This window comes from Cryobacterium sp. HLT2-28 (assembly GCF_004402495.1).
Classification (GTDB): Bacteria; Actinomycetota; Actinomycetes; order Actinomycetales; family Microbacteriaceae; genus Cryobacterium; species Cryobacterium mannosilyticum.
Window position 1 is genome coordinate 92,020 of sequence record NZ_SOFH01000009.1, and the last position, 13,097, is coordinate 105,116.

The following is a 13,097-nucleotide window of genomic DNA, read 5'->3' on the forward strand; positions in this document are numbered from 1 at the left end:
CGGTCATGCCAAACCAAAAAGCGACAAATAGCCGACGGCTATCTGTTCACCATAGAAGATGCCGAGCCATGCTCCCGCCAACATCCATGGGCCAAACGGGATACCGCTTTTCCTGTTGGCCTGACGGGCGATGAGGAGCACGAGCGCAAACAGGCCGCCCAGTAGAAATGCTGAGAACGCCCCGACAGCGAGCTGGCCCCAACCGAACCATCCCAGGTAGAGACCGAGCAGCCCAGCGAGCTTCACGTCGCCCATCCCCATGCCGGCCGGGTAGGCCAGCGCCATGAGAAAGTACAGTGCGAATAGCCCGCCAGCCCCGATGATGGCCCCGATGAGCCGCCCGGGCTCGCCCGCCGCCACGGCTGCAGAGGTGAGCAACACCGCACCCACCGGGTAGGCCGGCAGCACAATCCGATTGGGGAGGGTGTGCGTATCGAGATCAATCAACGCTAGGGCGACGCTCACCGCGGCCAGGTACAGCAAGGCCACGAGCGTGAGGATCATTGCGAGGGTCTCGCTTGTTGTCGTTGGGACCTGCACGGCGCGACCAGCCAGAACCCACCAGGCCACGGCGCCGAAGAAGACGGCTGTGCCCAGCTCAACGAGCGGGTACCGTGCCGAAATCTTGATCCCACAGTCCCTGCAGCGGCCCCACAACAGCAGCCAGGACAGCACGGGAACGTTGTCGCGAGCACGGATCGGCCCGCCGCATCCGCCGCAGGCACTCGGTGGCGAGACGATGGACCGTTTGAGCGGCAACCGGTAGACGACGACATTGAGGAATGAACCGATCACGGAGCCGAACATCCCGATGAGAATGGCCACGCTAGCCCGCGTTGATGTTGCGAAGGGCGGTACGGATTCCCAGCACTCCCGTGCCGGGCAGGGTGATGCTCGTCGACGTGCCGTCGCTGAGGTTGACACCGGGGATGCCGATGGGCACGTAATTCAAAATGAACGCATTCGCGGTCTTGGTTCCCGCCGCGTAGATCTGACCCTGCCAGACATCGGCGGAGTTGGTGATCGTGCACGGCGAGTAGATCAGGGCGTTGACCCGCGCGCTGACCGTTGTGTGGCTTGCCATCTTGAAGGTCCCCCCGATTGGGCAGTCCGGAAACTGGTTTCCGCCGACTCCACGGTCCGGCGTGATGAGCCACATATTCCGAGTGTTGGCCACGTTCGACGACACGAAGTTGTTGTTGCCCAGGTTGAACGAGTTGGCGATGACCACGAGGTCGCTGGTGAGCGTCTGGGTGGAACTGAGCTTGGTGAAATCCAGCCCCGAGGATCCGCACGCGAGCCCGTTGAGCACCTTGGGCGTGGTCGACGCCAGCATGGCGGTCATGGCGCTCACGAACCCGGAATTGGTGCAGTCGGACATCACAAATTCGGTGAACCCGCCGGGTGCCCAGTCGGACAGACTGTAGGGGTAGTCCACCCAGCCCGGCACGAAGGGAATGACCGGAGCGACGATGCCGGTCTTACCCGTGAGGGTTGACCCGATGATTGTCCCTCCCGCCGTGTTCAAAGTGCCGGCCACAATCACCGATCCTCCCACCGATCCGGATATCTTCGTGACTCCACCAGCGGGCCCCGCAACGATGTTCCCGCCGACCGCTCCCTGGACAAGAACCGGGCCACCAGCCAGCACATTGCCCTGGACAATCGCGGACGGAGCCAGCGACACAGACGGGTAGGCTCCGCTGTCGGCGCTCACGTTTCCGGTAACCGTGGCACTGTTCAGAGACACCGACCCCGAGGCATAAAGGTCCCCATCGATGAGGCACCCGCTGGCCAAGGACGCCCCACCCTGGCCGAGAATCACGCTGCCGTGAATCGTCGAGCCTGAGGTGCAGCTCGCGCTGCCGGACAGGTACTGGATCGTGGCAGGGGTCGCGCTTGAGGAGTTGATATCGAGGTTGTTGACGGTGCTGTCCGTCTGGGAGAACGAGTAAATGGCCGCGCCCGACGCCGTAATCCAGGTAGGGGGTGTCGGCGTGTAGGGGTAGATCGCCTCGACTTTGCGTTTGTCCCCGGACGCATTACCAAGCATCCCCAGCGTGTTCGCTGATCCCTCGGAGACGAGTTTGACCCTCTTGAATGCTGCCGATGTAGGACACCCGGCCACCCAGGACGTATCAACATCGCCCGTTGCAGATGCTGACAGCAGAGACGAAGACACCGTGACGGTGAACACTGGTTCCGTGGCGGTAGGCCCATACTGCGGCTGGCACACCGAGGTCGCGAGCTTCGCCGCGGCGTAATCGATTCCCGCCTCGCCAGCGGCCTGTGCCTGCACTCCGGAGCGCGTCGAAGTGGTGTAGCCGACGGCGTACAGCGAGCTCGAGGTGATCGTTATTGCGATTATGGAAGCCACGGCCGTCAGTCCGAGGGCGACAAGCATGGCGCTTCCGCGTTCGTGACGCAAACGACCTGAGAGTTTGGCGATTACTAGAAGCACGGTGCGCTCACCATCGATATCTGTGGGGTATAGGTCGTCGTATTGATCAAAACGTACGGGTGGGCCCCGGCCGCAACACTGAACTTCAGGTCTACGCGGGAACCGCTGGGGGCGTTGAAGACTCGCGCGGTCACAGGGTCTGCCGGACTCACCCCGCTTCCCAATAGGGACCACACGCCCTGGGGGCCACCGGCGGGCACAGTAATGAGGGAGGCCGGGGACGAGGTCCTCTTCGTGTAGACGGAACCGCCGTTGAGAGGGGTGTAAAACCAAGCCTGGCACGATGCCGCCGTCGAAGTGGGATCGGTTCCGATGGTACGAACGACCAGCAACTGGGTGCCGGCTACGGCATCAGTCACGACCGTGACCGCTGAGGCGTTTCGCACGCCGGCCTGTACCGAGCGCGCAATCTGCTGGGCGGTAGTTGAGGCGTTCGTGACGGACTGAGTTGTCTCCTGTGTTCGCAGGCCGTTGATCAACAGCCCGCCGGCGACGAACAGCACCAGTACGAGCAACGCCATGTAGATCAGAAGTTCAGCCAGCGAGAATCCCCATTCGCGGTTCTGTGCTGCGTGCTGCTCCATGGCTAGTACCCCCCCGAAGCGACGAAGATGAGCGTGCTGGCGGAGGCAGTGGAATTGGGATATCCGACCTGGGTGACTGACACTCTCACCCGAACGTACCCCGCCGTCAGGCTCGCTGTGCAGCCGCTGAAGGTGTCCCAGACGGGCTGCAACACGACGCCGCGCGGATCGACGACCGGAGCCTGGGTGAGAGCGAGAAACGACTGGATGTCGGTGCAGCTCGGTGTCGTGGATGTGACCGAACGCACAGCGCGGGCCGCCTCGATCTGCATATTGACGATCTGAGCCGCGGTGGCAATCGTCGTGTTTCTAGCCGTGAACTGCAGATTCGTGATGAGTATGGGGGCGAAGGAGATGATGAGCAGGCCCAGTAGAAACATGGACACAACGATTTCAATAATGCCGAAACCGCGCTCGTCGTCGTTAGCCTGCGTGCGCCGGCCGGGCTGGTCGTTCATCCGTGCCTCGCTTGGATGTCGGGTATCCGTGGGTTTCGTGACTCCTGGCCGTGCGGCACTGGAGCCCACATAAATGGGGGTCACTGAGTGAGCACTCCGGTGGCCGAACACGCGGTGAACGCGCAGGACGCGACGCCCGAGACATGACTGGCACCGACCTTCGCGCCGGTCGTGGAGACTGCATAAACGCAGAAGTCCGTTGAGGCACCAGTGCCCTTAGTGAGCACGGGGATGGAACCCGGAGAGACATAGTTATTGTCGGTGGCCAGCGGAGAAACATACCCGTATTTCGCGGGCAAACTGGCCACGTCGGCGGGAAGGGAACCCTCGCTATCCGTCGCGTACGCGACGACGGCGGTCTTGGCATTGCGCACGTCCGACTTCACGGCACTGTCCACGGCGTTGTTCTGAATGCCCAGGTACACCGGGACGGCGATTGCGGACAATATGCCGATGATGATGACGACGACGAGGAGCTCAATCAGGGTGAAGCCCTGCACGCCCTGCGACAAGCGCCCGCGACGAGCAGCCGGGGCGCGCGAGACGCTGGAAGTCATCATCTCTATCCGTTCCTGAGTAGTGAAAGGGCAAAGGTGAGCATGCCCACTACCGAGCGGTGACCTGGGGGCACTGTGAGGCACCCCCAGGTCGATGCGGCCGATTGTTACGGGGTGAGTACTCCGCCTGCGCTGCACGCGGTCGTCGCGCTGGAGACGATGCCGGAGATGTCGCTGGCGCCGATCTTGGTGCCGGTCACCGCAGTGGCAATGATGCAGAATGCGCTACCGGAAAACGAAAGCGTGGGAAGCCCGGCGGCGGAGGTGTAGTTCCCGCCAGTTCCTGCCGGCGCGACGTAGCCGTACTTCGACGGCAGGGCGCTGAGGGTGGCAGGAAGCGCGCCGTTGTTGTCGGTCGCGTATGCCGCGATAGCGGTCTTGGCGTTGGCCACATCCGACTTCACGGCGCTGTCCTTGGCGTTGTTCTGGATGCCCAGGTACACCGGGATGGCGATCGCGGCGAGGATGCCGATGATGATCACGACGACGAGGAGCTCGATCAGGGTGAAGCCCTTTTCGCTCTTCTGGAGGGAATTACGGCGGCTGTTGAGCCCGCCCATGATGCGAGAAACCATGAGGATGTCCATTTCAATCTAGTGCTGCTGTGGGCGGGAATTCCGGATCAGATGATCCAGCATGGTACTCATGATATTGAGAGAAATCTCCCAGAAGAATCCCGCCAATGGGGGGGTATACACCGATACTCCCCCCCAGTTGTAGGGATGGGGAGAGCGACACCCCCCCACTTCGGGGACTACTTGATCAGTGTCGAGATGTTGAAGATCGGCAGGTATAGGGCGACTATCATGCCTCCGACCACGACGCCGAGGAAGGCGACCATTAGAGGTTCGATCATGGCGGTCAGTTGCTCGGTGGCGGACTCAACTTCCTGATCGTAGAAATCCGCGATCTTGTTCAGCATCTGCTCGAGGGAACCGGAGTCCTCACCAACGGAGATCATCTGGGTCACCATGTTTGGAAACACGGGCTCCTGGGCAAGGGGACCGCCAATGGAATGTCCCTGGCGTACCGAGTCGGCCACCTTGACCAGTGCCTGCTCGACCACCCAGTTGCCCGAGGTCTCACCGACGATGTGAAGGGCCTGAAGGATGGGTACGCCGGCGCCAATCATATTCGCGAAGTTGCGACTAAATCGAGCGACCGCGATCTTCTTGAGCAGCTGCCCGAAGACCGGCAGCTTCAACTTGAGCGGATCAAGGAACTTGCGCACACGTTCCGTGTTCTTATTGCGCGGCCACCAAATCGCAAAGGCGATCCCGATCACGACGAGAATCGGAGCGATGTAAATCATCGACCGGGACAGATACACGAGCATCATCGTGGGGAGCGGGAGTTGCCCACCCAGATTCGTAAACATGTTCTCGAATACCGGAACGATGAAAATCAGCATCGCGACGACAGATACCAGGGACATGACAAGCACGATCACGGGATAGGTCATCGCAGACTTAATCGTGCCTCGCAGTTTGACCTCCTTTTCGAAGTTTTCGGCGATCGAATCCAGGGAACCCTCCAGGAAACCGCCGGTCTCACCCGCCCGAACCATGTTCACCATCAAAGGCGGGAACGATTTGGAATGCTGCGCCATTGCATCGGAGATGGACACACCAGTCTCGACGTCATCCCTAACCGCAACGAGAATTTTAGTGAGCGGCTTACTCTCGGTTTGTTCGGCGAGAATGTTGAGCGTTCGCAAAAGGGAAAGTCCCGCCCCGATCATGGTTGCCATCTGCCGGCTCATGATCGCCAGGTCCTTCAGGCTCACGCCTTTGCTGAAACCAGGAATGTTGATTTCTCGGCTCAGCCCGCTCCCTTCCGGGACGACGACCATGGAGATTGGTGATAGCCCCATGGCGCGGAGGCGCGACATTGCCACGCTTTCAGACGAGGCATCCAGACGCCCCTTGACGGCTTTGCCAGCCGCGTCACGAGCCTTGTATGCGTAGGCAAGGTTCGATGCCACTAACGGCCCCTGGGCGAGTAGGAGTCGCCGAAGTCGATTCCGCCGGCTGACATGGCGTTCACGGACGCCTCGGTCGGATCGACGCGCCGGATCAGCTGCGCGAGGCCTTCGAGGTCCTGCGCCTTCTCCTCGGCCGACGCCCGGGTGATCGAGCCCGCGTCCACAAGCTCGGCGAGGTGCTGATCCATCGTGTGCATGCCCAGGGCGCGACCGGCCTGCATCGACGACGCGATCTGGTAGGTCTTTCCTTCGCGAATCAGGTTCGCAACCGCCGGCGTGGTGACCATGACCTCTGTGGCGACGACCCGGCCACCGCCGACCTTCTTGACCAGGGTCTGACAGACCACGCCCTGCAGGGTGGCGGCGAGCTGGGCGCGCACCTGCCCCTGTTGGTGCGGCGGGAACACGTCGATGACACGGTCTATGGTCTGGGCCGCGGACTGCGTGTGCAGGGTGGCGAAGACGAGGTGGCCGGTCTCGGCGGCGGTCAGGGCGACCGAGATCGTCTCCAGGTCGCGCAGCTCGCCGATCAGGATCACGTCGGGGTCCTGGCGCAGCACGTGCTTCAGCGCGGCGGCGAAGCTCTTGGTGTCGTGGCCCACCTCGCGCTGGTTGACCAGGGATTTCTGGTGCTTGTGCAGGAACTCGATCGGGTCCTCGACCGTCACGATGTGGTCGGCGCGGGTGCGGTTGACCAGGTCGATGAGGGCCGCCAGGGTGGTCGACTTGCCCGAACCAGTCGGGCCGGTCACCAGCACGAGGCCACGGGGCAGCTTGGCGAACTGACTCACGGTCTCGGGGATGCCGAGCTCTTTCAGCGGCTTGATCTCGCGCGGGATCAGCCGGAACGCCCCGCCGATCGAGTTGCGCTGGTAATAGTAGTTGACGCGAAAGCGCGCGCCGCCCGCGGTGTAGGCGAAGTCGAGCTCGAGCTCTTCCTCGAACTGTGCGCGCTGCTTGGCCGAGAGGATGCTGTAGAGCGCCGAAGTGACCTTGTCACCCATCCAGCGGGACTCACCCTCGATCGGCCGGAGGCCACCGTCGACGCGGATGCTCGGCGGGGCGCCGACCGTGATGTGCAGGTCGGACGCACCGGTGTCGAGCACCTCGGCCAGTGCATTCAGCAGATCGAGGTCCGAGACCTCGTTGTCGGTGCTCCTGGTGCGGGAGCGACGCCCTGTTGTCTCGACCGGCCCGGTGTCCGAGTCCACCGGAAGAACGGCGGTCTCTAGAAGATGGGCCTGCGGGACATCCGTGACAGGCGCTGCAACAGCCGGGATCTCCGCAACCTCGTCAACGGACTCGTCGAGGTCGTCTGGTTCGGCATCGCCGAGGCTCCAGCTGCCTCCCGCTGTTCCCGGCGGTGTCACCGGAATTTCATAGATGGGCTGGCTCATGCAGATGTCCCCTTCAGCACTATGCGACCACTCGCAAGATTTCTTCGATCGATGTCAAGCCCAGCCGGGCTTTCGCCCAGCCGTCTTCGCGGAGGGTGATCATGCCCTGCTCGCGCGCGACCCGGCCGATTTCGGCGCTGGACGCGCGGGCGACGGCGAGGCGCTCGATGTCCTCGGTCACCGTCATCACCTCGTGCACCGCGATTCGGCCGCGGTAGCCGGTCTTCGAACAATGCGAGCAGCCGACCGGTCCATAGATCGTGGGCAGCGGCCGCTCCGGGTCGAACGCGAAGCGCAACCGGGTCAGGTACTCCGCTGACAGCACGGACGGCTTCTTGCACTTGTCGCAGAGGCGTCGGGCCAGCCGCTGGGCGACCACGCAGTCCAGGGCGGACCCGACCAGGAACGGTTCGATGCCCATCTCCGTGAGCCGGGTGATCGCGCTCGGCGCGTCGTTGGTGTGCAGGGTCGACAGCACGAGGTGCCCGGTCAGCGACGCCTCGATGGCGATCTGCGCGGTCTCGTGGTCGCGGATCTCACCCAGCAGCACGACATCCGGGTCGCTGCGCAGGATGCTCCGGAGCGCGCTGGCGAAGGTGAGGCCGGCCTTCGGGTTCACCTGCACCTGGTTAATGCCCGCCATGCGGTACTCGACCGGGTCTTCGACCGTGATCACATTGATCTCGGGGCGGGCGACGGCGCCCAGGGTCGTGTAGAGGGTGGTCGACTTGCCCGAACCCGTCGGACCGGTGATCAGAATCATGCCGTAGGGCTTGGAGTACGAAGTCTTGTACGCCTCGAAGTTGTAGTCCAGGAGAGCCAGCGCGCGCACGTCGAGAGTCGTGTTCGAGTTGTCGAGGATTCGCATGACGACCTTCTCGCCCCACACGGTGGGCAGGGTCGCGACGCGCAGGTCGATCTGGCGGCCGGCGTGACGCACGGTCATGCGGCCGTCCTGCGGTTTGCGCCGCTCGGCGATGTCGATGTCGCTCATGATCTTGAGCCGCGAAATGACGCCGTTCTGGATGCTCTTGGGCGCGGTCTGCATCTCGTGCAGCACGCCGTCGATGCGGTAGCGCACCCGCAGGCTGTGCTCGCCGGGTTCGATGTGGATGTCGGAGGCTAGGTCCTGGATGGCCTGGCTGACCAGCAGGTTCACGAACCGAACGATCGGGGCGTCGTCGTCGATGGAGTCCGAGACGCCGAAGGATGAGCTCTCGGCGGCGGCGTTCTCTTCCTCCAGGGTGGAGGTGAGGTCGCTGAGTTCGTCGTCGGCGCGGTGGTAGCGGGTTATCGCAGCGAGCAGGTCGCCACGTTCGGCGACCACCTGGGTGACGCGCATTCGGGAGGCCTCGCGCACGTCGTCGACGGCGAAGACGTTGCCGGGATCGACCATGGCCAGGATGAGCCGGCCGTTGTCGACCGCGATCGGGATCACTTCGTGGCGTTTGCAGACCGCGACCGGCACCAGCGAGACCGCAAGCCGGTCGACCGGGTAGTCGGCAAGCTCGACGAAGGGGAGGTTGGCCTGCTGCGCTCGGGCCTTGGCGAATTGCACCTCGGTGATGACGCCCTTGGTGACGAGGGCGCGCACGGCGGTCTCGTCGGCCGGGTCGCCGGCCATCAAATGGTCGAGTTCCTCGATCGGCAGCAGACCGTGCAGGATCAGAATCTCGGTGAGGCTGGCCACGCGAACCTCTCCCGGACTGTAGAGCGCTGCTGGAACTGCGAGTGCTTGCAGCAGGGTGAAGCGGCACTCGAAATGTAATGGGTAACGAAAAACGATATCCCGCCGGGGTGCCGCCGAACAGTCCCGCGATCAGGGGGTACGGGGGTGAAACGGTACGTACCCAGGGATTCACTTTGCTGAGCCGTACTTGAAGAGTAGCGCCCCGGAACCGTCGCCCGACGCCGCAGCGCCGGGGAGAGGGAACCAGATCGCCGCGGCTTCACCCCGTTCGGTGGGCCGGGAGGCACCTCGCCAGCTAGTCGCCGAAGTACACGTCGGGGGATACCGACGGTGCCGGCTTCGAGAACAGGTAGCCCTGGCCGTAGCGGCAGCCCATCCCCGTCAGGAGATCTCGTTGCCCGGTGGTCTCGATGCCTTCGGCGACGACGTCGAGGTTGAGGGAATCGGCCAGACGAAGGATGCCCTCGACGATCGCCCGGTCGTGCTCGGAGCGCTCGAGGTCACGGATGAAGGTGAGGTCGATCTTGAGCAGGTCCACGGTGAACGCCTTCAGGTGGGTGAAGGAGGAGTAGCCGGTGCCGAAGTCGTCGATGGCAAGCCGCACCCCGAGGGAGCGCAGTTCCTGGAAGGTGCGGGCGGCGGAGTCGATCGCGTCGAGCACGGCGCTCTCGGTCAATTCCAGCCAGAGCTGGTGCGGCGGAAGGCCGCTCTCCTTGAGGGCGCGTTTCACGACGGCCCCGAAGTCGTCCTGCACGAACTGCCGCGGCGACACGTTCACGCTGACGGCCATGCCCTCGTCGAGGGAGGCCACCGCCTGGCAGGCCTGGCCGAGCACCGTGGTGCCGATTCCCTTGATCAGCCCGACTTCTTCGGCGATCGCGATGAACTCACCGGGGAGAACCAGCCCCCGTTCGGGGCGCCGCCATCGTGCGAGCGCCTCGGTGGCCACGACGGTCCGTTGCTGCAGGTCGACGATCGGCTGGAACCACGTCTCGATTTCGCCGAGATCCACCGCGTCACGCAGGGCCAGCTCGGTGTCGAGCCTGCGCTCGATCCTCGCGCGCAGGTCGTCGTCGAAGACCTCGTAGCGGGCCCGGCCCCGGCCCTTCGCGAGGTACATGGCCTGGTCGGCGTTGCGCAGCAGCGATTCGGCATCGTCGTGGCCGAGACCGAACGCGATGCCGATGCTGGCGTCGACGGATGCGACCTGGTCGCCGACGTGGATCGGCTCGGCGATGGCCTTCTGCAGCGCCTCGGCGATCTTGTGCACGTCACGGTTACTGCCGACATCCGGGCAGATCACGACGAATTCGTCGCCGCCGATGCGGGAGACCGTGTCGGTTGCCCGGGCGTTCATCCGCAGACGGATACCGACCTCGGTCAGCACGGCGTCACCGGCGTGGTGGCCGAGGCTGTCGTTGACGAACTTGAACCGGTCGAGGTCGATGAACAGCACGGCGACGCCCTGGCCCTGATGCGCGGCCCGGATAAGCGCCTGGTTAAGCCGGTCGAGCAGCAGCAGGCGGTTGGGCAGACTGGTCAGGGGATCGTGGAAGGCGAGGTGCTCCACTCGCGCCTCGGCCAGCCGGCGGGCGGTGATGTCCTCCAGTTGATAGAGGAGTCCCCCGGTCGACTCTCCCTCGTTGATCTCGGCGATGCTGACCTTGACCCAGGTTTCCTCTGCATCGACGCGTCGCATCCGTCGGTCCATTCGCTGGCGGGTGGACGGCCCGTCGGTGAGGCTGATTCGATCGCCGCCGTCGGCTCCGGCCGGCATGAAGATCTCGTCGATGTGGCCCGTGATCACGGCGGTGGACCGCCCGGCAAGGTCGAACAGGCGTTTGTTGGCCTCCAGCACCTCTCCGTCGAGAGAGACGATCGCCGTGCCCAGAGGCGAGGACGCGAAGGCCGCCTCGAAGCGTGCCCGCGCTGCGGCGGCCGCTTCCTCGGCGTCGCGCAGCTCGGTGATATCGGTCACGGTGGCCAGATGACCGGTGACTGTCACGGCATCCAGGCCGTGGATCGGCGCGGTGCTGACCTGGACCCAGTGCACCAGGCCCTGCGGGTTGAGGAAGCGGAGGGTCGTCTCATAGATCGACCCGGCAGCGACCGCCGCGCCCCACTCCCCTGATACCCGATCAACGTCATCCGGGTGCATCGCCCGCACCCAGCCGTCGCCCAGGCATTCGCGCAGGGGCAGGCCGCTCAGGGCGAGCCACTGGTCGTTCGCGGTGAGGAGGCCTCCCTCGGAGTCCAGCTGGACGATGCCGACCGGGGCGATCTTGATGAACGTGTGAAGTTTGTCGGCGACTTCGCCCAGTTCCCGGGTGCGACGATCGACGGTCTCCTCGAGGGTGTGGTTGACCTCGGCCAGGGCCTGCATGGCTTCGTTGCGCTGCCGGTCGAGTTCCCGGAGCTTGAGGGCCGCGATCCACATCAGCGCGACGCCCAGCACCGTCATGCTCATGATGAGGATGGCGACGCCGAACACCGTGTCGTACAGGCCCTCGCGCTGCCCCAAGATGCGCAGCCAGCCGAGGAGGAAGGGCCCAAGGACGAGGAACGGCACGGCACGGCGCATCAGTTGGCCCGCGCTGCCCCGCTCGCGAAGCAATCCCACCAGGCCCACCGTGGGCTGCTGAAGCAGCACCGCCACCGACAGAATGGCGAGGCTCAGCGCCGTGTGCAGTGCGATGCTCGTGAACCCGGCCACGGTGTAGAGGGAAGAAACACCATAGGCATAGCCCAGGAGGGCTATCAGGCTGATCAGCAGGGAGGCATGCGCGAAGACCTGCGTCAGGGTGGTGCGGGACAGCCGCACCGCGATCGCGGCCGTGCCGAGGAGGATCAGCCCCACCGCCGAGAGCGGCGCCATCCGCGGTTCCTGGCCGGCCAGGTCGATCCCCGGCACCCACCCGGCGATGCCGAACGTGGACCCGAGCGCGTACCCGACCAGGGTCGCAAGTGCGAGGGCGACCGTGACGGCGGCCAGGCTTACGGCCGCCCACCGATGCGCGAGCCCGACGGAAAGTGACAACACGATCAGGGCGACGGCGGTGATCGGTTTCATCGGCGCGAGATGCGGCAGCACTGTCGTCAACGCGGCGGTGCCGGTGTACCAGCCGATCAGGACGACGAGTCCGACGGCCCCGACGAGGACCGCCCCGATCCGACTTGTCAAACCCATGGTGCTCCCAGCTCGCGATGGGCGAGAATGCCGCCACCAGTAGAAGAATACGGGGTTCCGGCATTCTCGCCGTCCCGCGCCACGGATTCCTCTGTTATGGCGGTCTCGGGAGGCGTAGCATCATCTCTATATGCGATAGTCACCGCCCACCGATCCGAGGAAAGCCCGGTCGGGGGACGAGGAGTTCTAGTCCGCCACTGCGCTCGTCGCCACCGCGGCCGGCACTCCCACTCGGAAGCAGGCGCTAGCGGTCGGCCGAGACGGCGCGGGTCCGCGGCTGGGACCCCAGGGCGCTCTTCCTGTTCCGCCCGTTCCTTCATCGATGAGAAGGGATTCTCACATGTTCAAGGAAGTACACACGGTATTGCCCGCGGCAGATCTCAAGCGCGCGCAATCCTTCTATCACGACGCTCTCGACCTCGACCCTGCCGAGGTTCATCAAGGCGTTCTCGTCTACCGCCTGGATTCCGGCCAGGCCTTTGAAATCTATGAGACGAGCAATGCCGGAACCGCCAAGAACACGCAGATGGGTTGGGTGACCGACGATCTCGACAGTGAGATGACGAGGTTGCGGGCCCGCGGAGTGGTCTTCGAGGACTACGACATTCCCGGCATGAAAACCGTCAACGGGGTCGCGGCCAAGGACGAGATGAAGTCCGCCTGGTTCCGCGACACCGAGGGCAACTTCATCTGCGTTTCCGAGATGCTCTGACGTCAACCGGCCCGACCGGCCGCCTGGATGGCGCTTCGGCACCATCCAGGCGCGGACGGCAAGGCAA

11 protein-coding genes are annotated in these 13,097 nt (G+C 64.2%); 1 reads left to right on the forward strand and 10 read right to left on the reverse strand.

Annotation, left to right across the window (positions count from 1 at the left end; all coding sequences use genetic code 11):
* Positions 1–3: 3 nt before the first annotated feature.
* The 10 genes from E3O48_RS04675 to E3O48_RS04720 all read right to left on the reverse strand — a co-directional run bounded on the left by E3O48_RS04675 (position 4) and on the right by E3O48_RS04720 (position 12,318).
* Positions 4–825, reverse strand: a complete 822-nt coding sequence (locus tag E3O48_RS04675; RefSeq protein ID WP_370249166.1) for an A24 family peptidase — start codon at positions 823–825, stop codon at positions 4–6.
* Between the two features lies 1 nt (position 826).
* Positions 827–2,404 carry a hypothetical protein gene (locus tag E3O48_RS04680; protein ID WP_134537466.1) on the reverse strand — a complete coding sequence of 526 codons (1,578 nt, stop codon included), beginning with the start codon at positions 2,402–2,404 and terminating at the stop codon, positions 827–829.
* Between the two features lie 47 nt (positions 2,405–2,451).
* Complete coding sequence (locus tag E3O48_RS04685; RefSeq protein ID WP_134537467.1) at positions 2,452–3,045, reverse strand: PilW family protein; 594 nt, start codon at positions 3,043–3,045, stop codon at positions 2,452–2,454.
* A gap of 2 nt (positions 3,046–3,047) precedes the next feature.
* Entirely contained in the window at positions 3,048–3,503 is a 456-nt protein-coding gene (locus tag E3O48_RS04690) for a hypothetical protein (protein WP_134537468.1), read from the reverse strand.
* A gap of 80 nt (positions 3,504–3,583) precedes the next feature.
* The gene (locus E3O48_RS17775; protein ID WP_134537469.1) at positions 3,584–4,063 is read right to left on the reverse strand and encodes a type II secretion system protein; all 480 of its coding nucleotides are present in this window, start codon (positions 4,061–4,063) and stop codon (positions 3,584–3,586) included.
* A gap of 104 nt (positions 4,064–4,167) precedes the next feature.
* Complete coding sequence (locus E3O48_RS18220; RefSeq protein WP_134537470.1) at positions 4,168–4,635, reverse strand: type II secretion system protein; 468 nt, start codon at positions 4,633–4,635, stop codon at positions 4,168–4,170.
* 179 nt (positions 4,636–4,814) lie between these two features.
* Positions 4,815–6,044 (reverse strand): type II secretion system F family protein, encoded by a 1,230-nt coding sequence (locus E3O48_RS04705; protein ID WP_241982394.1) that lies wholly within the window; start codon positions 6,042–6,044, stop codon positions 4,815–4,817.
* Positions 6,044–7,441 carry a type IV pilus twitching motility protein PilT gene (locus E3O48_RS04710; protein WP_134537471.1) on the reverse strand — a complete coding sequence of 466 codons (1,398 nt, stop codon included), beginning with the start codon at positions 7,439–7,441 and terminating at the stop codon, positions 6,044–6,046. The genes E3O48_RS04705 and E3O48_RS04710 overlap by 1 nt, the downstream gene beginning before the upstream one ends.
* Before the next feature lie 19 nt (positions 7,442–7,460).
* Positions 7,461–9,131, reverse strand: coding sequence for a GspE/PulE family protein (locus tag E3O48_RS04715; protein ID WP_134537472.1), 1,671 nt, complete (start codon positions 9,129–9,131; stop codon positions 7,461–7,463).
* A gap of 295 nt (positions 9,132–9,426) precedes the next feature.
* Complete coding sequence (locus E3O48_RS04720; protein WP_134537473.1) at positions 9,427–12,318, reverse strand: bifunctional diguanylate cyclase/phosphodiesterase; 2,892 nt, start codon at positions 12,316–12,318, stop codon at positions 9,427–9,429.
* A 340-nt stretch (positions 12,319–12,658) separates the two neighbouring features.
* Here E3O48_RS04720 and E3O48_RS04725 point away from each other — a divergent pair, with 340 nt between their 5' ends.
* Positions 12,659–13,030 carry a VOC family protein gene (locus E3O48_RS04725; RefSeq protein ID WP_241982395.1) on the forward strand — a complete coding sequence of 124 codons (372 nt, stop codon included), beginning with the start codon at positions 12,659–12,661 and terminating at the stop codon, positions 13,028–13,030.
* Positions 13,031–13,097 lie beyond the last annotated feature (67 nt).